This is a genomic window from Actinokineospora spheciospongiae (assembly GCF_003182415.1).
Taxonomy (GTDB): domain Bacteria; phylum Actinomycetota; class Actinomycetes; order Mycobacteriales; family Pseudonocardiaceae; genus Actinokineospora; species Actinokineospora spheciospongiae.
This window is the reverse complement of record NZ_QHCP01000002.1, coordinates 68,607-88,495: the sequence shown is the minus strand read 5'-3', so window position 1 is coordinate 88,495 and position 19,889 is coordinate 68,607. Positions and strand designations below refer to the sequence as shown.

15 protein-coding genes are annotated in these 19,889 nt (G+C 74.2%); 12 read left to right on the top strand and 3 right to left on the bottom strand.

Going from position 1 to position 19,889, the window contains the following annotated elements; all coding sequences use genetic code 11:
- Positions 1-29: 29 nt before the first annotated feature.
- The 9 genes from moeZ (at position 30) to DFQ13_RS03925 (ending at position 10,153) form a co-directional block, all read left to right on the top strand.
- Positions 30-1,208 (top strand): adenylyltransferase/sulfurtransferase MoeZ, encoded by a 1,179-nt coding sequence (gene moeZ / locus DFQ13_RS03965; RefSeq protein WP_110079275.1) that lies wholly within the window; start codon positions 30-32, stop codon positions 1,206-1,208.
- 120 nt (positions 1,209-1,328) lie between these two features.
- Positions 1,329-2,120 carry a TIGR02569 family protein gene (locus DFQ13_RS03960; RefSeq protein WP_233438260.1) on the top strand — a complete coding sequence of 264 codons (792 nt, stop codon included), beginning with the start codon at positions 1,329-1,331 and terminating at the stop codon, positions 2,118-2,120.
- 136 nt (positions 2,121-2,256) lie between these two features.
- The gene (locus tag DFQ13_RS03955; RefSeq protein WP_110078874.1) at positions 2,257-3,789 is read left to right on the top strand and encodes an MFS transporter; all 1,533 of its coding nucleotides are present in this window, start codon (positions 2,257-2,259) and stop codon (positions 3,787-3,789) included.
- Between the two features lie 181 nt (positions 3,790-3,970).
- Entirely contained in the window at positions 3,971-6,493 is a 2,523-nt protein-coding gene (gene nirB / locus DFQ13_RS03950) for a nitrite reductase large subunit NirB (protein WP_035279266.1), read from the top strand.
- A complete protein-coding gene (gene nirD / locus DFQ13_RS03945) occupies positions 6,490-6,834 on the top strand; it encodes a nitrite reductase small subunit NirD (RefSeq protein ID WP_110078873.1) in 345 nt (114 codons plus the stop codon). The genes nirB and nirD overlap by 4 nt, the downstream gene beginning before the upstream one ends.
- Before the next feature lie 23 nt (positions 6,835-6,857).
- Positions 6,858-7,994: a uroporphyrinogen-III synthase gene (locus tag DFQ13_RS03940; protein ID WP_035279308.1), complete on the top strand. Its 1,137-nt coding sequence runs from the start codon at positions 6,858-6,860 to the stop codon at positions 7,992-7,994.
- Positions 7,991-8,671, top strand: a complete 681-nt coding sequence (locus tag DFQ13_RS03935; RefSeq protein ID WP_035279265.1) for a sirohydrochlorin chelatase — start codon at positions 7,991-7,993, stop codon at positions 8,669-8,671. The genes DFQ13_RS03940 and DFQ13_RS03935 overlap by 4 nt, the downstream gene beginning before the upstream one ends.
- 96 nt (positions 8,672-8,767) lie before the next feature.
- Positions 8,768-9,748: a pirin family protein gene (locus tag DFQ13_RS03930; RefSeq protein WP_035279264.1), complete on the top strand. Its 981-nt coding sequence runs from the start codon at positions 8,768-8,770 to the stop codon at positions 9,746-9,748.
- Positions 9,749-9,790: 42 nt separating this feature from the next.
- Complete coding sequence (locus DFQ13_RS03925) at positions 9,791-10,153, top strand: tetratricopeptide repeat protein (RefSeq protein WP_052020757.1); 363 nt, start codon at positions 9,791-9,793, stop codon at positions 10,151-10,153.
- Positions 10,154-10,326: 173 nt separating this feature from the next.
- Here the strand turns inward: DFQ13_RS03925 and DFQ13_RS03920 are convergent, their stop codons facing one another.
- Positions 10,327-11,238: an oxidoreductase gene (locus DFQ13_RS03920; protein ID WP_110078872.1), complete on the bottom strand. Its 912-nt coding sequence runs from the start codon at positions 11,236-11,238 to the stop codon at positions 10,327-10,329.
- Between the two features lie 263 nt (positions 11,239-11,501).
- Between DFQ13_RS03920 and DFQ13_RS03915 the strand changes: the two genes are divergently transcribed.
- Positions 11,502-11,690, top strand: a complete 189-nt coding sequence (locus DFQ13_RS03915) for a hypothetical protein (RefSeq protein ID WP_035279262.1) — start codon at positions 11,502-11,504, stop codon at positions 11,688-11,690.
- 86 nt (positions 11,691-11,776) lie between these two features.
- Here the strand turns inward: DFQ13_RS03915 and DFQ13_RS03910 are convergent, their stop codons facing one another.
- Together DFQ13_RS03910 and DFQ13_RS03905 are read right to left on the bottom strand one after the other, a co-directional pair.
- Complete coding sequence (locus DFQ13_RS03910) at positions 11,777-12,064, bottom strand: MGMT family protein (RefSeq protein WP_035279259.1); 288 nt, start codon at positions 12,062-12,064, stop codon at positions 11,777-11,779.
- Positions 12,064-12,831 (bottom strand): alpha/beta fold hydrolase, encoded by a 768-nt coding sequence (locus DFQ13_RS03905; protein ID WP_110078871.1) that lies wholly within the window; start codon positions 12,829-12,831, stop codon positions 12,064-12,066. Before DFQ13_RS03905 ends, DFQ13_RS03910 begins: the two co-directional genes overlap by 1 nt.
- 76 nt (positions 12,832-12,907) lie before the next feature.
- Here DFQ13_RS03905 and DFQ13_RS03900 point away from each other — a divergent pair, with 76 nt between their 5' ends.
- Both DFQ13_RS03900 and DFQ13_RS03895 read left to right on the top strand, forming a co-directional pair.
- A complete protein-coding gene (locus tag DFQ13_RS03900) occupies positions 12,908-16,105 on the top strand; it encodes an ATP-dependent helicase (RefSeq protein ID WP_110078870.1) in 3,198 nt (1,065 codons plus the stop codon).
- A 100-nt stretch (positions 16,106-16,205) separates the two neighbouring features.
- A complete protein-coding gene (locus tag DFQ13_RS03895; RefSeq protein WP_181399839.1) occupies positions 16,206-19,559 on the top strand; it encodes an ATP-dependent helicase in 3,354 nt (1,117 codons plus the stop codon).
- Positions 19,560-19,889 lie beyond the last annotated feature (330 nt).

Here is a 19,889-nt window from a genome sequence, read left to right as displayed (position 1 = left end):
GGACCACACCCGTGTTCGAGGAGGAGCCGATGCCAGGCAGTTTGCCGCCGCTCGTGGAGCCGGCGCAGGAGCTGACCAAGGAGGAGGTGGCCCGCTACAGCCGCCACCTCATCATCCCCGACGTCGGCGTGGACGGGCAGAAGCGGCTCAAGAACGCCAAGGTCCTGGTGGTCGGCGCGGGCGGCCTGGGCAGCCCGGCGCTGCTCTACCTGGCCGCCGCGGGCGTGGGCACCCTCGGCGTCGTGGACTTCGACGTCGTCGACGAGTCCAACCTGCAGCGCCAGGTCATCCACGGCCAGTCCGACGTGGGCAAGCCGAAGGCGGAGTCCGCGCGGGAGTCGATCGCCGAGATCAACCCGCTGGTCACGGTGGTCCTGCACCAGGAGCACCTGAACTCGTCGAACGCGCTGGACATCTTCCGCGACTACGACCTGATCCTCGACGGCACCGACAACTTCGCCACCCGCTACCTGGTGAACGACGCCGCCGTGCTGCTGGGCAAGCCGTACGTGTGGGGCTCGATCTTCCGGTTCGAGGGCCAGGTCAGCGTGTTCTGGGAGGACGCCCCCAACGGGCAGGGCCTCAACTACCGCGACCTCTACCCCGAGCCGCCGCCGCCCGGGATGGTCCCCTCGTGCGCCGAGGGCGGCGTGCTGGGCGTGCTGTGCGCGTCCATCGGGTCGATCATGGTGACCGAGGCGATCAAGCTGCTGACCGGCATCGGCGAGACGCTGCTGGGCCGCCTGATGGTCTACGACGCGCTGGAGATGTCCTACCGGACCATCAAGATCCGCAAGGACCCGGAGACCAAGCCGATCGAGGGCCTGATCGACTACGACGCGTTCTGCGGCGTGGTGTCCGACGACGCCCAGCAGGCGGCGGCGGGCAGCACCATCACCCCGCGCGAGCTGAAGGAGAAGTTCGACCGGGGCGACGACTTCGCGCTGATCGACGTCCGCGAGCCGGGGGAGTACGAGATCGTCCGGATCGAGGGCTCCACGCTGATCCCCAAGGACCGCATCCTCTCCGGGGAGGCGTTCTCCGAGCTGCCGCAGGACAAGCAGATCGTGCTGCACTGCAAGTCGGGCGCGCGCTCGGCGGAGGCGCTCGCGGCGCTGCACAAGGCCGGGTTCAAGGACGCGGTGCACGTCGGCGGCGGTGTCCTGGGTTGGGCCCACGACGTCGACCCGAGCCTGCCCACGTACTAGCCGAGGGGGCCCGGGCGACCCGTGCGGGTCGCCCGGGCCGCCCCCACCTGCGAAGATCAATACATCGGGGCCCGTGTCGCCCACGTGTCGGCGGGGCCGGGACGGGTAGCGTCCCGACCCGTGAGCACTCCGCCGCCCCCACACGTGCGCGCCGCTTTCGGTGCCCGCGACGCCGAACCGGTGCTGGTCGACCACGGACCGGTGTGGCGCTGCGACGACGTGGCCATGCGGCAGGCGGACAGCCCCGCCGAGGCGAGCTGGGTGGCGCAGACCCTCAACGACCTCACCGTCCCCGACCTGCGCCTCGCCCGCCCGCTGCGCTCCAGCGACGGGCGGTTCGTCGTCGGCGGGTGGATGGCGTTCCGGTTCATCCCCGGCCGCGCCGAACCCCGCTACGACGAGGTCGTGTCGGCCTCGCTGCGCCTGCACAAGGCCACCTCGCACCTGCCCCGGCCCCGGTTCCTCGGGGCCCGCGCCGACGTGTTCGCCCTCGCCGACCGCGCCGCCTGGGGCGAGGAGACCCCGCCCCGGCTGACCCCGGAGCTGGGCGGGCGGCTGTTCGACCTGTTCGCCGAGTCCCGGCGGGAGATCTCGCTGACCCCGCAGGTGGTGCACGGCGACCTGTTCGGCAACGTCCTGTTCGACGACGAGGCCCCGCCCGGGCTGATCGACTTCACCGCCTTCTACCGGCCGCCGGAGTGGGCCGCCGCGGTCGTGGTGGTCGACGCCATGGCCTGGGGCGGCGCCGACGACGCGCTGGCCAAGCGGTGGTCGCACCTGGAGGAGTGGCCGCAGGCGCTGCTGCGCGCCCTGCTGTTCCGCCTCGCCGTGCACGCGCTGCACCCGAAGTCGACGTCGCGGTCCATGCGCGGCCTGGAGCGCGCGGCGCACCGGATCGGCCAACTGGTCTGAGCGGCCGGACCGCCGACCTCACTGGCCGCCGCCCGGCGGAGTGCGCAAGAAGTGCCACCGGCGTCATCCTGGGCCACGCGTGGGAAATCCCGACTTCCTAGGGTTCCTCCCACGGTCAGCAGAGGAGGACGTTTCCATGAGTCTCACCGTCGATTCGCCGCCCCAGGCGGATGCCCCCACCCGGCGGCCGGGTCGGTGGATCGACCACTGGGAGCCGGAGAACGCCGAGTTCTGGGAGAAGACCGGGAAGAGGATCGCCCGGCGGAACCTGGTGTTCTCCATCTTCGCCGAGCACCTCGGGTTCTCCATCTGGGTGCTGTGGTCGGTGGTCGTGCTGAACCTGTCGAACGCCGGGTTCGGCGGCGGCACCGCGTTCACCGCCAGCGAGCTGTTCTGGCTCACCGCCCTGCCCAACCTGGTCGGGTCCGCGCTGCGCATCCCCTACACGTTCGCGGTGCCGCGCTTCGGCGGCAGGCTGTGGACGGCCATCAGCGCCGCCCTGCTGTTCATCCCGACCGGGGCGCTGGCCGCGATGGTGCACTTCGACTTCGTGCGCGAGCAGTCGCACGACACCCAGTTCACCATCATGCTGGTGCTCTCGGCGCTGGCCGGGTTCGGCGGCGGCAACTTCTCCTCGTCGATGGCCAACATCTCCTTCTTCTACCCGGAGAAGAAGAAGGGCCTCGCGCTCGGCCTCAACGCCGCGGGCGGCAACCTCGGGGTGGCGGTGGTGCAACTGCTGACGCCGCTCGTGGTCATCATCGGCGTGCCCTACGCCATCGCCAAGAACCCGGTCCACCCGGTGCACCTGGCCTACGCGGGCATCATGTGGATGCCGTTCATCGTCGTCGCGGTGATCGGCGCGTGGTTCAAGATGGACAGCCTGACCATGGCCAAGGCCGACACCAGGTCGTACCTGAGCTGCCTGCGGGAGAGCCACACCTGGATCATGTCGGTGCTCTACATCGGCACCTTCGGCTCGTTCATCGGCTTCTCCTTCGCGCTGCCGCTGGTCATCAAGCTGACCTTCCCGGAGTTCCTGGCGCAGAACCCGTTCATCGGCACCTACCTGGCGGGCCTGGGGTTCCTCGGCGCGCTGATCGGCTCGTTCACCCGCCCGTTCGGCGGCTGGCTCGCCGACCGGCTCGGCGGCGCCCGGGTCACGCTGTTCGTGTTCGTCGCCATGGCCGCGTTCACCGCGCTGGCCATGGTGGGGGTGAACGAGCGCAGCTTCGGGCTGTTCTTCGCCTCCTACATGGTGATCTTCGCCCTCTCCGGGGCGGGCAACGGGTCCACCTACCGAATGATCCCGGTCATCTTCGGCGAACTGGGCAGGCGGCAGGTCGACGCCGCCGGGCTCGACGCGACCGCCACCGCCCTGGCCTACAAGCGGATGTCGGCCGCGGTCATCGGCATCGCCGGGGCCATCGGCGCCTTCGGCGGGTTCCTGATCCAGCAGATCTTCCGGCTCGCCAGCGTCCCGGTCAGCGGCGCGGTGGCGGCGGCGAAGACCCCGGAGGCCAAGGTCGCCGCGGCGGACGCCCACGCCACCTGGTCGACCTCGGCGCTGTACGTGTTCATCGCCGCCTACGTGGTGTTCGCGGTCACGACGTGGGTCTTCTACCTGCGCAAGTCCGGTGAGAAGAGCCTCGCGCACGCGGGTGTCTAGAGCCGCCCGGCCCCGCCCGGGTGACCCGGAGCACTCGGGCGGGCCGCGCACAGAGTTCTGACCTGCGAAGAGAGGGTCATGTAACAGCGGCGACACCGTTCGGTCCCCGCCGTGACACGGCCCGCCCACACCCTTGGTGCAGCAGTTCCCCCCAACCCCCACAGGCCAGGAGGCACCCGGCATGGCGCGCACACTCGTGGTCGTCGGCAACGGGATGGTCGGACACCGGTTGGTGCAGGCCGTCCGCGACCGCGACACCGACGGCGGCTGGCAGGTGGTCGTCTTCGCCGAAGAGCCCCGCCCCGCCTACGACCGGGTCGCCCTCACGTCCTACGTGGACGGGTGGGACCCGCTGGGGCTGCAGCTCGACGGCGCGGAGTTCACCGACGACCCCGGCGTGGAACTGGTCCTCGGCGACGCGGTGGCCTCGATCGACCGCGCCGCGCGCACGGTCACCACCGCCGCGGGCCGCACCCAGCCCTACGACGCGCTCGCCCTGGCCACCGGCTCGGCGCCGTTCGTGCCGCCGGTCCCCGGCCGCGACCTGCCCGGCTGCCACGTCTACCGCACCATCGACGACCTCGACGCCATCCGCGCCTCCGCCGAGCGGGCCCGCGCGGGCACGGGCCGCGGCGCCGCGCTGGTCATCGGCGGTGGCCTGCTCGGCCTGGAGGCGGCGAAGGCGCTGCGCGACATGGGGTTGTCCCCGCACGTGGTGGAGCTGGCGCCGCGGCTGATGCCGCTGCAGGTCGACGAGGGCGGCGGCGCGCTCCTCAAGCGGCTCATCGAGGACCTCGACGTCACCGTGCACCCGGGCACCTCCACCGGCGCCATCGAACCCGACCGCGGTCGGCTGCTGGCCACCCTGGGCAACGGCACCGAGCTGGACGTGGACCTGGTGGTGTTCTCCGCGGGCATCCGCCCGCGCGACCAGCTCGCCCGCGACGCCGGGCTGCCGGTCGGCGAGCGCGGCGGCATCCTGGTCGACGAGGCCTGCCGCACCGCCGACCCGCACGTCTACGCCATCGGCGAGTGCGCCAACCTCGACGGCCGCGTCTACGGCCTGGTCGCCCCCGGCTACTCCATGGCCGAGGTCGTCGCCGACCGGCTGCTCGGCGGCACCGCCACCTTCCCCGGTGCCGACATGTCGACCAAGCTCAAGCTGATGGGCGTCGACGTGGCCAGCTTCGGCGACGCGCACGCCGCCACCGAGGGCGCGCTGGAAGTCGTGGTCAACGACGCGGTCAAGGGCACCTACAAGAAGCTGGTGGTCTCCGACGACGCGAAGACGCTGCTCGGCGGCGTCCTCGTCGGCGACGCCGCGGACTACGCGCTGCTGCGCCCCCTGGTCGGCCGCCCGCTGCCCGGCGACCCCGGCGCGCTGCTGGCCCCCGCGGGCGGCGGCGGTGGCGGGGTCGGGGTGGACGCGCTGCCCGACGAGGCGCAGGTCTGCTCCTGCAACGCCGTCACCAAGGGCGCCATCCGCGCCGCCGTGCACGAGCAGGGCTGCGACGACGTGCCCAAGCTCAAGTCCTGCACCAGGGCGGGCGCCTCCTGCGGGTCCTGCGTGCCGATGCTCAAGCAGCTCCTGTCGTCCTTCGGCGTCGAGCAGTCCAAGGCGGTCTGCGAGCACTTCACCCAGTCCCGCGCCGAGCTGTACGAGATCGTCCGGGTCACCGGCATCACCACCTTCAGCGACCTCATCGAGCGGCACGGCACCGGCGGCCGCGGCTGCGACGTCTGCAAGCCGGTCGCCGCCTCCATCCTGGCCTCGCTGGGCAACGGGCACATCCTCACCGACGGGCAGGCGGGCCTGCAGGACACCAACGACAGGTTCCTGGCCAACATCCAGCGCAACGGCACCTACTCGGTGGTGCCGCGCATCCCCGGCGGCGAGATCACCCCGGAGAAGCTGCTGGTCCTGGCGCAGGTGGCACTGGACTTCGGGCTCTACACCAAGATCACCGGCGGGCAGCGCATCGACCTGTTCGGCGCCACCGTCGACCAGCTCCCGGTGATCTGGAAGCGCCTGGTGGACGCCGGGTTCGAGTCCGGGCACGCCTACGGCAAGTCGCTGCGCACGGTGAAGTCGTGCGTCGGCGAGACCTGGTGCCGCTACGGGGTGCAGGACTCGGTGGGCCTGGCCGTGGAGCTGGAGCTGCGCTACCGCGGCCTGCGCTCCCCGCACAAGCTCAAGTCCGGTGTGTCCGGTTGCGCCCGCGAGTGCGCCGAGGCGCGCGGCAAGGACTTCGGCGTCATCGCCACCGACAATGGCTGGAACCTCTACGTCGGCGGCAACGGCGGCACCATGCCCCGGCACGCCGACCTGCTGGTGTCCGAAGTGGACAAGGAAACGCTGCTGCGGGTCATCGACCGGTTCCTGATGTTCTACATCCGCACCGCCGACCGGCTCCAGCGCACGTCGGCCTGGCTCGACGCCATGGAGGGCGGCCTCGACCACCTGCGCGACGTCGTCGTGCACGACAGCCTCGGCATCGCCGCCGAGCTGGAGGCGCAGATGGCCGAGCACGTGCGCGGCTACGCCGACGAGTGGGCCGGGGTGCTCGCCGACCCGGAGAAGCTCGCCCGCTTCACCAGTTTCGTCAACGCCCCCGGCGCGCCGGACCCCACCATCGCCTTCCGCGAGGAGCGCGGCCAGCGGGTCCCGGTGCTGCTGGGCACCCCGGAGGTGATCAGCCGATGACCGCAGTCGACAGCACGGTGTGGTTCGAGGTGTGCGCGCTCGGCGCGCTCGGCCGGGAGGAGGGCGTGGCCGCGCTGCTGCCCGACGGCACCCAGGTCGCGGTGTTCCGCACCCACGACGACCGGGTGTTCGCCCTGGCCAACCTGGACCCGTTCAGCGGCGCCGCGGTGCTCGCCCGCGGCATCGTCGGCGACCTCGGCGGCACCCCCGTGGTGGCCTCGCCGATGCACAAGCAGCACTTCGACCTGCGCACCGGGGCGTGCGTCGAGGACGGGACGGTGGCCGTCCCCACCTACCCGGTCCGGGTCTCGGGTGGGACCATCTCCCTGGGGCGAACGTGACCGCGCTCCTGGAGGTTCCCGACGTGACCGACCCACAGATCGCCCCCCTCGCGGGATACACCGTAGGGGTCACCGCCGCTCGCCGCGCCGACGAGCTGGGCGCGCTCATGGAGCGCAAGGGCGCCACTGTGCTGCACGGGCCCGCCATCCGGATCATCCCGCTCGCCGACGACAGCGAGCTGCTGGCGGCCACCACCAGCCTGGTGGAGGACGAGCGGCCGGTGGACGTGGCGGTGGCCACCACCGGCATCGGCTTCCGCGGCTGGATTGAGGCCGCCGACGGCTGGGGCCTGGGGGAGCGGCTGATCGACCGGCTGCGCCAGGCCACGGTGCTCGCCCGCGGCCCCAAGGCCAAGGGCGCGGTGCGCGCCGCCGGGCTCGTCGAGGAGTGGTCACCGGAGTCCGAGGCCAGCGCCGAACTGCTCGACCACCTGCTCGCCGAGGGCGTCGAGGGCAAGCGCATCGCGGTGCAGATCCACGGCGAGCCACTGCGCGAGTTCATCGACGCGCTGCGCCGGGCGGGCGCCGAGGTCATCGAGATGCCCGTCTACCGCTGGACCGGCCCGGCCGACCCCGGCCCGCTGGAGCGGCTGATCGAGGCCGTCCTGGTCGGCCAGGTCGACGCGCTGACCTTCACCAGCGCCCCGGCCGCGGCCAGCGTGCTGGAGACCGCCGACCGGATGGGCAGGCTCGACGCCCTGGTCGAGCAGCTCTCCGACCGGGTCCTGGTGGTCGGGGTCGGCGGCATCACCGCCGGACCGCTGGTCCGCCAGGGCATCCCGGTGCTGTGCCCGGAGCGGGCCCGCATCGGCGCCCTGGTGCGCGAGCTGGCGGTGGCGCTGCCCGCGCGGGCAGCCCGGTTCACCGTGTGCTCCAGCGAGGTCGAGCTGCGCGGGCAGGCCGCCGTGGTCGACGGCGGGCTGCGGCCCATCCCGCCCGCGCCGATGGCGCTGCTGCGCGCGCTGGCCGCCGAACCGGGCCGGGTGCTGTCGCGGCCCGCGCTGGTCGGCGTGCTGCGCAGGCACTCCGGCCGCGAGTTCGGCGTCGACGAGCACGCGGTGGAGACCGCGGTGGGCAGGCTGCGCGCCGCGCTCGGCTCGCCGTCGCTGGTGCAGACCGTGGTCAAGCGCGGCTACCGGCTGGCGGTGCCGGTCGCGTGACGCTGGTCCTCGTCGCCCACGGCACCCGGGCCCCCGGCGGTGCCGAAGTCGTGCAGTGCGTGGCCGACCAGGTGCGCGACCTGCTGCCGGAGGTCCCGGTCAAGGTCGCCTTCGCCGACGTGCGCGCCCCCGACGTGACCACGGTGCTGCGCTCGGTGCGCGGCCCGGCCGTGGTCGTGCCCGCCTTCCTCGCCTCCGGCTACCACGTGCGGGTCGACGTGCCCGAGCAGGTCGCCCGCTCCGGGCGGGACGCGGTGATCGCGCCCGCCCTCGGCCCCGCGCCGTCGCTGGTGCTGGCGGTGCACGAGCGGCTGGTGGAGGCCGGGTGGCGGGTCGGGGACAGCATCGTCCTCGCCGCCGCCGGGTCGTCGGACCCGAGGGCGCTGGCCGACGTGCGCCGGGCGGCGGCCCTGCTCGGCGCCCGCACCGGGTCGGTCGTGCGGATCGGCTACGCGGCCACGGCCGAACCCGCGGTGGCCTCGGTCGTGGAGTCGCTGCCCGGCCGGGTGGCGGTCGCGTCCTGGCTGCTGGCGCCGGGGCTGTTCCACCGGGCCGTCGCGGCGTGCGGGGCGGACGTGGTGGCCGCGCCGCTGGGCGACCACCCCAGGGTCGCGGACCTGGTCGTGCGCCGCTACACCGAGGCCCTCGTCTACCGCTGCCTCGCCCCGGCCTGCTGAGCGGCGGGCACGCCCGGCCGGAATAATTGAACGCGCAACCAAGTTGTCGGGGCTGAGGGTCGCCACCCGGGCGGCCACCGGCACGAGGAGGCAGCGATGCCCGCCATCACCGCCGACACGCTGACCCTGCCCCGCCTGCCCGACCTGCCCGAGTCGGCGACGACCTGGCGCGGGGTGCGCCGGGTCGTGCGGGCCCGGGAATCCGTGGAGGGCGAGGGCTTCAAGGTCCGGCGCCCGTTCCCGGGGGTCGACCTCGCCCAGTCCGACCCGTTCCTGCTGCTGGACCACATGGGCGCGGTCGAGTACGGGCCGGGCGAGGCCAAGGGGGCACCCTGGCACCCGCACCGCGGCTTCGAGACGGTCACCTACATGATCGACGGCGCCATGCAGCACACCGACTCCATCGGCGGCGGTGGCCTCATCACCGACGGCTCCACCCAGTGGATGACCGCCGGTAGCGGCATCCTGCACAACGAGGTCCCGCCGCAGGAACTGGTGGCCAAGGGCGGCCTCTTCCACGGCGTGCAACTGTGGGTGAACCTGCCCCGCGCGCTCAAGATGACCCCACCGCGCTACCAGGACATCGAAGCCCGCGACGCCGCGCTCCTCGCCAGTGACGACGGCGGGGCGCTGGTCCGGATCATCGCGGGCGACCTCGACGGGCACCGCGGCCCGGGGTCGACCCACACGCCGATCACGTACCTGCACGCCACCGTCACCGCCGGGGCCCGCCTGGCCCTGCCGTGGCCGGAGGACTTCAACGCGATGGTCTACGTGCTCTCGGGCCGGGGCACCGTCGGCGTGGAACGCAGGCCGCTGGAGGAGGGCCACCTCGCCGTCTTCTCCGCGGGCGAGGCGCTGACCATGCGGGCGGCCGACACCCAGCCCGCCGACTCGCCCACCGGCTGGGAGGTCCTGGTCCTGGGCGGCAGGCCGATCAACGAACCGGTCGCCCGCTACGGCCCGTTCGTGATGAACACCCGCCAGGAGATCATCGAGGCGTTCGAGGACCACCAGGCGGGCCGCCTGGGCCAGATCCCGGCCGCCCACCGCTCCCCGGCCGACGAACGGATCTGAACCACCGCACCGGCCGCATCGACAAGCCGAAGGAGGCGCACCATGACCGACACCCAGACCCTGCTCACCCGCGCCCGCACCCACCGCGACAGCGGCGACCAGATCACCGCCGCCCGCCTGTTCGCCGAGGCCGCCGAACGCGAGCCGGACGCCACCTCGATCCTGACCGACCTGGCCCTGGCCCAGTTCCACTCCGCCGCCCTCACCGCCGCCGAGACCACCGCCCGCAGGCTCGTCGACCTGGCCCCCGCCGACGCCTACGCGCACGTGCTCCTCGGCCGCACCCTGGCCCGCCAGGGCAGGCACCGCGAAGCCGTACCCCACCTGCGCCTGGCCACCACGATGACCGGCGAGTGGGCCGACCTGCTCCACGACAGCGAAGCCAGGGCAGCCACCACGGCATGACCCGGCGGCAGGAGGGGTGGCGTCCGGTTCCAACCGGACGCCACCCCCCGCCCGAACCCGGCGCGGGGCCACCCACCCGGGCACCACAAACCGAAATCCCGACGCAGGCGAGACCGGCCAGGCCAATCCACAAAGGACCGAGACGGGCAAGTCCACAGTGGAAGAAGTCGGGATCAGCCCGGGAAGACGACCTTCGCCGGAGCCAGCAGCTCCAACGACAACCCCCACAGCCGCGCCGCGAGCGAGGCATCCCGCGCAGCAGCGCTGGGCACCTCCGGCACGGCGGGCCCGAACATCACCCGGTGCGGCCCGTACAGCGCCCCCTGGAACGCGTCCGGGTCGGTCGCCGCCCGCAACGTCGGCACCGCGCCCATCGCGGCGGGCTGCCCGATCGCGGTGTTGACCACCCCGATCAGCCGGGCGACCGGCCGCCCGTCCTTGCCCAACCCGGTCGCGGCGTAACCGGGGTGCGCGGCGGTGGAGAGGGTGTCGTGGCCCGCCGCGGTGAGCCTGCGGCCCAGTTCGGCGGTGAACAGGATGTTCGCCAGCTTCGACTGGAAGTACGCGCGCCAGCGGCCGTAGTGGCCCCGCTCGAAGTTCGGGTCGTCCAACCGGATCTTGCCGGGCCGGTGCCCCATGCTGGTCAGGGTGACCACCCGTGCGCCCGCGGTGGCGTTGAGCAGCGGCAGCAACCTGAGGGTGAGGGCCAGGTGGCCCAGGTGGTTCACCCCGAACTGCGTCTCGAACCCGTCGGCGGTCCTCGACCTGGCGACCGCCATCAGCCCGGCGTTGTTGATCAGCAGGTCGAGCCGGTCGTGGCCGAAGGAGTCGGCGAACCGCTCGACCGACCCCTGGTCGGCGAGGTCCAGCGAGGCCGTCCCAAGCTGCTGCCCCGGCACCCCCGCCGCGATCAGCGCCGCCCGCCCCGCGGCGGCTTTGCCCTGGTCGCGGCAGGCCATGACCACGGTCGCCCCGCGCTGCGCGAGCACCCGGGTCGTCTCCAGCCCCAGGCCGGTGTTCGCGCCGGTCACCACCGCCACCGCGCCGGGGACCGCGGGGACGTCCTGCTCGTGCCACGGGGTCATGTCATCTCCTTCGCCGGGGTACTGGGACCATGGTGCGGTACCGACCGTCGGTCCCCGGTGAGACGCGCACTCAGTGATCGCCCGACAGCCGAGCGTGACTTAGCTTCGCCGTAACAGAAAGCAACCATTCGGGCTCTTGTGGCCGCGAAACTCGGCTGAAAGAGTGAATGCACTCCGGTCGGCACGCCGAGGGGATACCTGTGAGCGAAAACGGCGCTCGTCCCCTGCCCGGCTGCCGCATATTCGCAGAAGGTGAACCACCGATGACGCTCGCCCACGAGGCCCCTGTCACTGGCCGCATCGCCGCCGCCAAGGAGATCGAGTCCCAGCACAACGCCGAGCAGTGCGGCCGAGCCGCCCGCACGGTCGCCGACCACGCCGCGGACGCCGAGGACTGCCTGTTCCTCCTCGAGATGCTCGGCCTGGACGCCGCCGCGGGCAAGCGCGACTGACGCGCACCCGACCCCACGGGGTGGGTCCGCCCGCCGGGCCCACCCCACCGGCGCCGACGCCCGGCGAGCAGGCCGTCGAGCCGTGATCAGTCCCGCCAGCGGTACTCGCCCAGGTCGACCCGGTCGCCCTCGGCGAGGACGCCCTCCGCCCGCAGCAGCTCCAGTTGCCTGCGGGCGATGTGCTCGGCCGGGCGGCCGGTGGACCGCAGCACCCGGTGCCACGGCAGGTCGTGCCCGTCCTCGGACAGCACCTTCCCCACGACCCGCGGGCTCGACGCCCCCGCCCTGGCGGCGATGTCGCCGTAGGTCGACACCCGGCCCCGCGGCACCGCGCGGACGACCTCCCGGATGCGCTCGTGCAGTTCCTCGTCCATCAGCCCGCGAACCCCTTCGCCGCCAGGAAGCCGCGCAGCAGCGCCCCCAGCTCCTGCGGCGCGTCGAGGTGCAGCATGTGGCCCGCGTCGAGGCGGGTGTGCTCGAAGGAGTCCAGCGCCGAGCAGGCCCGGGGGAACTGGGCGCCGACGAAGTCCTCCCGCGCGGCCTCCACCAGCAGGGTCGGGGTGCCCGGTGGGGGCAGTGGGACCGGGCGGCACATCTCGCTCCACGCCGTGGCCACCGCGGCAGGGCTGTAGCGGGGCCGCCACCGGCCGTCCGCGCCCTGCGCCCAGTTCTGCTCCACCTCGCGCTCGATCGCCGCGTCCGAGGCCCGGGGCCAGTCGTGGCGCTGGGTGCCGACCGCCGACGCCCGGTCCTCGCGCACCACCGCCGACGCCTCCGCCCAGGTCAGGGCCTGCTGCGGGTCGACACCGGTGGCCGGGTCCAGCAGCACCAGCCCGCTGACCCGGTCCGGGGCGAGCGCCGCCAGGTGCAGGGCGACCAGCGCCCCGTAGGAGTGGGCGACGACCGGGGCCGCGTGCAGCCCGACCGAGTCGAGGACGGCGAGCAGGTCGTCCGCGAGCTGTTCCAGCGTCCACGGGGGCACCCGCGGGCCGTCGCCGTGGCCGCGCAGGTCCGGGGCGATCACCCGGAAACCGGGCAGCTCGGCGGCGGCGAACTCCTCGAACCGCCTGCCGTGACCGCTGACACCGTGCACGAGCAGCACCGGGGGTGCCGCGGGGGAGCCGAAGGCGTACACCGACATGGGCGGATCATCGCACCCCGGCCCGCGACCGCGTGCCGCGTCCCGGGCGGCGCGGGCGGCGTGGTCCAATCGGCGGATGCCCGCCGGTAAGTCCCCGCTCGCGCCGCGCCTGGTCCGCAGGCCCGCGGCGCCCCGGCCCACCTCGCGGTGGGACGACGACGCACGGCGGGTGCTGGCCGGGGCCGACGGCTTCGTCCGGGTGCTCGGCGGGCCGGGCAGCGGCAAGACGACCCTGCTCGCGGAGGTCGCCGCGCACCGCATCCTGCGCGGCGGCGTCGACCCGCAGCAGTTGATGGTGCTCACCTCCAGCCGCCGCGCCGCGCTCGACCTGCGGACCCGCGTCACCGACCTGCTGACCCTGCACGACCCGGACACCGACCTGCGCACGGTCCGCGAACCGCTGGTGCGCACCGTGCACTCCTACGCCTTCGCCGTGCTGCGCGCGCAGGCCGCGATGCACGACGAACCCGGCCCGCGGCTGCTGTCGGGCCCCGAGCAGGACCAGGTGTTCCGCGAACTGCTCGACGGCGACCTGGAGTCCGGTGCCCGGCGCTGGCCGGAGCGGCTGCGGCCCGCGCTGTCGGTGCCCGGCTTCGCCGAGGAGCTGCGCGACCTGATCGCCCGCGCCGCCGAACGCGGCCTCGGCCCGGAGGACCTCATCGAGCTGGGCACCCGCGACGAGCGCGACGAGTGGGTCGCCGCCGGGTGGTTCGCCCGCCAGTACGAGCAGGTCATGCTCCTGCAGGCCCGCGCGGACAGCGCCGCCGCGCTCGCCGCCTCGCCCGCCCTCGACGCCGCCGAGCTGATCGACAGCGCCGTGCTGGCCTTCGAGACCGACGCGGAACTGCTGGCCGCCGAGCGCTCCCGCGTGCGCTACCTGCTCGTCGACGACGCCCAGCACCTCGACCCGCTGCAGTACGCGCTGCTGTCGGTCCTGGGCCGCTCGGCCAAGGAGTTCGTCGTCGCCGGTGACCCCGACCAGGCCATCTTCTCCTTCCGCGGCGCCGACCCCCGGCTGCTGCGCGACGCCGAGCCCGGCGGCGGCACCGTGCTGCTCGGGCGCGGGCACCGGATGGCCCCCGCGGTCCGCAAGGCCGTGTCGCACCTGGCCGCCCGGCTGCCCGGCGCGGGCGCGCGCCGGGTCGACCGGGGCGAGGACCGCGGCGGCGCGGTCACCGTGCGGCTGCACCCCTCGGTCGCCGCCGAGGCCGCCTGGATCGCCGACCAGTTGCGCCGCGCGCACCTGCTGGAGGACGTCCCCTGGGCCGACATGGCCGTCCTGGTCCGCTCCGCGACCCGGTCGCTCCCGGTGCTGCACCGCGCCCTCGCCGCCGCCGGGGTGCCGGTCGCCGCCCCCGGCGAGGAGCTGCCGCTGGGCCGGCAGCCCGCGGTGCGCCCGTTCCTGGCGCTGCTGCGCTGCGCCGCCGAACCGCGGCTGCTGGACCCGCCGATGGCCGAGTTCCTGCTCGCCTCCCCGCTCGGCGGCGCCGACCCGCTGGCCCTACGCAGGCTCCGCCGCGGCCTGCGCCGCCTGGAACTGGCCGCGGGCGGCGACAAGTCCAGCGACGAGCTGCTGGTGGAGGTGCTGCGCGACGCCGACCGGCTCGCCGCCCTCGGCGACGCGGAAGCCGGGCCGGTCCGCCGGGTGTGGGGGCTGCTGGCGACCGCGCGCAAGGGCGTGCGGGAGGGGGCCACCACCGAGCAGGTCCTGTGGGACGTCTGGCAGGGCTGCGGCCTGGAGGGGCGCTGGGTCGCCCAGACCGCGCGCGGCGGACCCGTCGGCGCGCAGGCCGACCGCGACCTCGACGCGGTCGTGCGCCTGTTCCACGCCGCCGAGCGGCACACCGAGCGACTGCCCGGGGCGGGCGTCGCCACCTTCGCCGACCACCTGATCGGCCAGCGCATCGCCGGGGACTCCCTGGCCCCCGCGGCACCGCGCGGCGACGCCGTGGCGGTGCTCACCGCGCACGCCGCCGCCGGTCGCGAGTGGACAGTCGTGGCGGTGCCCGGGGTGCAGGAGGGTGCCTGGCCGGACCTGCGGCTGCGCGGTTCGCTGCTGGGCGTGGAACGACTGGTGGACCGACTGTCCGGTGTGGACACCTCGGGGCGGCTGTCGGCCACCGCGCCGCTGCTGGCCGAGGAGCGGCGGCTGCTGCTGGTGGCCGCCTCGCGCGCGCGGTCGAAGCTGCTGGTGAGCGCGGTCCGCGGCGACGACGAGCAGCCGTCGCGGTTCCTGGCCGAACTGGCGGGCGCCGAGGCCGATGACACTGCCGGTGATGCCGCCGATGCCGCGGTGCCGATGGCCGAGCCGGAACGGGCCCTGGTGCTGGCGGACCTGGTCGGTGAACTGCGCCAGGTGGTCTGCGACGGCGCGGCGGACGAGGAGCGGCGGGCGCGGGCGGCCCGGCAGTTGGCCCGGCTCGCCGCGGCCGGGGTCCCCGGGGCGAACCCGGACGGGTGGTACGGGCTGGCTGAACTGTCCACAGTGGAACCGCTGCGCGGACCGGGCGAACCGGTCCGGGTGTCCCCGTCGAACGTGGAGGTCCTGGCCAAGTGCCCGCTGCGGTGGGTCGTCGAGCGGCACGGCGGGCAGGACCCGGCGGAGCTGTCCGCCGTCACCGGGACCCTGGTGCACGCGCTGGCGCAGGCCGCCGCCACCGGGCTCTCCCGCGAGGAGCTGATGTCCGAACTGGACCGGGCGTGGGCGCGCGTCGACGCGGGGGCGCCGTGGTTCTCCCGCCGGGAGAAGAACCGCGTGCGCGGCATGGTCGACACGTTCCTCACCTGGCTGCACGCCACCCGCGCCGACCTGACCCAGGTGGGCGCGGAGCAGGAGATCACCGTGGAACTGCCCGACGGCGTCACCGTCCGCGGCCGGGTGGACCGGGTGGAGGTCGACGCCGAGGGGCGCCCGGTGATCATCGACATCAAGACCGGCAAGTCGCCGGTGAGCGCGGCCGAGGCCGCCGAACACCCGCAGTTGGCGGTCTACCAGCTCGCCGTGGCCTACGGGGCGTTCGAGCAGCACGGGCGCGAACCCGGCGGCGCACGGCTGCTGTACGTGGCCAAGGCCAACAACAAGACCGGCGCCACCGAGCGCAACCAGGAACCGGTGTCCGGTGAGCTGCGCGAGCAGTGGCTCGGCGTCGTCCGCGACGCCGCCGCCGCGACCGTCGGCCCGGAGTACGCCGCGTTCGAGAACCCCGACTGCCCGCGCTGCCCGGTCCGCACCGCCTGCCCGCTGCACCCCAGCGGCAGGCAGGTCACCGAGTGACCACTCGAACAGGTGAGCGAGAACGGCGAGCCCCGGGATCGTCGGTGCCCGGGGGTAAATTGGCCGCCATGAATCCGGTCCCCCTCGACCCCCGCCGCTGATGGGGCCGCCCCCACCGGGGCTCGCACTGGTCAGCCCCCGGGAACTCGCCCACGAGTTGGGGCTGCCCGCGCCCACCGACGAGCAGGCGCGGGTCATCAGCGCGCCCGCCGAACCGGCGCTGGTCGTCGCGGGCGCGGGCGCGGGCAAGACCGAGACCATGGCCGGGCGCGTGGTGTGGCTGGTGGCCAACGGCCTGGTCACCCCGGAACGGGTGCTGGGCCTCACCTTCACCCGCAAGGCCGCCCGCCAGCTCGCCGAGCGGGTGCGCGCCCGGCTGCGCAGGCTCGCCGGTTCCCGGCTGCTCGACCGGCTCGACCCGACGGGGGAGCGCCGCGCCGCCGTCTACGCGGGCGAACCCACCGTGCTCACCTACCACGCCTACGCCGGGCGGCTGGTCGGCGAGCACGGGCTGCGGCTGCCGGTCGAGCCCGGTGCCCGGCTGCTCACCGAGACCGCCTCCTGGCAGGTCGCGCACCGGGTGGTGTCGGCCTGGGCGACCGACCTGGAGACCGACTACGTGCCCGCCACGGTCACCCGGCACCTGCTGTCGCTGGCCGGGGAACTCGCCGAGCACCTGGTGGAACCGGAGGCCCTGCGCGCCCACGCCGACGTGCTCTGCGACGCCATCGAGAACGCCCCGCGGGCCAAGGGCCAGCGCGCCGAAATCTCCCAGGAACTGCGCAAAGTCATTGTCGCGCAACGGTTCCGGGTGGCTTTGCTGCCGCTGGTCGAGGAGTACTCGGCGCGCAAGCGGCGCGAGGGCGCGGTCGACTTCGGCGACCAGATGTCGCTGGCGGCGCGGCTGGCGGCCGGGCACGACGAGGTGGTCGCCGGGGAGCGGGAGCGCTACGGCGCCGTGCTGCTCGACGAGTACCAGGACACCGGCCACTCGCAACGGGTCCTGCTGCGCTCGCTGTTCGGGTCCTCCCGGGAGCACCCGGACGCCGAACCGATGCCGGTCACCGCCGTCGGCGACCCGGCCCAGGCCATCTACGGCTGGCGCGGCGCCAGCGCGGCCAACCTGCCCCGGTTCACCACCGACTTCCCCCGGGTGGTCGCCGGGCGCAAGCGGCCCGCCTCCCGGTACGGCCTGCTCACCAGCTTCCGCAACCCCGAGGAGGTCCTCGACCTCGCCAACGCCGTGTCCGCCCCGCTGCGCGCCGCGGGCCTGGAGGTCGACGAACTGCGCGCCCGCGACGGCGCCCCGCCCGGCGACATCCGGTTCGCCCTGCTGTCCGATGTGGACGCCGAGGTGGCCTGGGTGGCCGACCGCGTCGCCGACCGCTGGGAGTCCGTCGGCGCGGAGCGGGGCACCCCGCCCACCGCCGCCGTCCTGGTGCGCCGCCGCTCCGACATGGCCGCCCTCGCCGCCGCCCTGCGCGCCAGGGGCCTGCCGGTGGAGGTCGTCGGCCTCGGCGGCCTGCTCGACGAACCCGAGGTCCGCGACCTGGTCAGCGCCCTGCGCGTGCTCATCGACCCGCTCGCGGGCACCGCCGCCGCCCGGCTGCTCACCGGCTCCCGCTGGCGGGTGGGCGCCGCCGACCTGGCCGCCCTGTGGCGGCGCGCGGGCCTGCTCGCGGGCGCCTACGCGGTCACCCCCGACGGCGAGGCCGCCGCCGACGCGGTCCCCGGCGAGGGCGCGGAGCACGCGGGCCTGGTCGACGCCATCGACGACCCCGGCCCTCCCGACGCGTACTCCCGGCAGGGCCACGCCCGCGTCCGCGCCCTCGGCCACGAACTCACCGCCCTGCGCCGCCGCCTCGACCAGCCGCTGCCCGAACTGGTCGCCGACGTCGAGCGCACCATGCTCCTCGACATCGAGGCCACCGCCCGCCACGGCGGCGCTGGCCGCGCCCACCTCGACGCCTTCGCCGACGTGGTCGCCGACTACGCCCGCGCCAGCCCCACCGCGGGCCTGCCCGCGCTGCTGGACTACCTCGCCACCGCCGAGGACGCCGAGGACGGCCTCGAACCCGGCGAGGTCGAGGTGGCCGCCGACCGCGTCCAGATCCTCACCGTGCACTCCGCCAAGGGCCTGGAGTGGGAGGTCGTCGCCATCCCGCACCTGGTCCGCGACGTGTTCCCCAGCGCCAAGCGCGGCGGTAGCTGGCTCACCGACGTCACCGAGCTGCCCGCCCACCTGCGCGGCGACGCCCAGGACCTCCCGGTGCTGGACCTGGCGGGCGCGGCCGACCGCAAGGAGGTCACCCGACTCCTCGACGCGCACCGGGCGGAGTTCGCCGACCGCGGCCTCGTCGAGGAACGCCGCCTGTTCTACGTGGCCCTCACCCGCTCCGAACGCACCCTCCTCGTCTCCGGCCACTGGTGGGCCCGCACCGGCTCCACCCCCCGGGGCCCCTCGGACTTCCTCACCGACCTGCACGCCTACGTCGAGAAACGCCGCCGGTCCTCCGGCGTCGTCGACACCTGGGAACCCGAACCGGAGGAGGGCGCGGAGAACCCCCTAGCCGCCGCCACCAAGACCACCGCCTGGCCGATCGACCCCCTGGGCCCCCGCCGCGCCGACGTCGCCACCGGCGCCGCCCTGGTCCGGGCCGAGCTGGCCGCCCTCCGCGCGGGCGAGGAACCACCCCCGGAACCCACCGACCCCGAGGGCTGGGTCCGCGACACCGACGTCCTGCTGGCCGAACGCGCCGCCGCCTCCTCCCGCCGCATCGAGGTCGCCCTCCCCGCCCACCTCACCGTGAGCCAACTGGTCGAACTGGCCGCCGACCCCGAGGCCCTGGCCCGCCGCCTGCGCCGCCCCCTGCCCTTCCCACCCAACCCCACCGCCCGCCGGGGCACCGACTTCCACGCCTGGCTGGAACGCCGCTTCGGCTCCACCGCCCTCCTCGACCTCGACGAACTCCCCGGCGCGTCCGACGACACCGCCCTCCCCGACGCCGACCTGGAAGCCCTCCAGCAGGCCTTCCTGGACAGCCCCTGGGCCCACCGCACCCCCCACCAGGTCGAAGTCCCCTTCGCCACCGAACTGGACGGCCTCAACATCCGAGGCCGCATCGACGCCGTCTTCCGCGACCCCGACGGCGGTTGGACCGTCGTGGACTGGAAGACCGGCCGGATTCCCCCGGAAGACCGCCTCCCCGCCCTCACGGTCCAGTTGGCCGCCTACCGCCTGGCCTGGGCCGCCCTCACCGACACCGACCCCACCCAGGTCCGAGCCGCCTTCCACTACGTCCGCCACGACCACACCCTCAGCCCCGCCGACCTCCTGGACGCCCAGGGCCTGCGCGCCCTCCTCAGATCAGTCCCCCCACCCGACCCCACCCCGAACAAACCGGCCGCGACCAAACCCACCCAGAACAAGCCGCCGCCCCCACCCGAACCCTGACCACCCACCCACCAAACCAACCAACCAACCAACCGACCAACCGACCAACCGACCAACCGACCAACCAACCAACCGACCAACCGACCGACCCCCGCACTGCTGCCACCACGAACCACGTGGTGAACGGCTGGATCGGGTGGAGTTGTTTCTTCGGGGGAGAAGACCCTCTGCCAAGCTGACCAGCGACGGTGGGCATCCCTTCGCCCACCCACGCGCACCGCAGCAGAGGGTCTTCGTAGGGGCCCCGAAGAAACAACTCCACCCGATCCAGCACCACACCCCTCAAAAGCGCCCAGCGGCACACCACCCAACGCACCCGGCCACCCCACT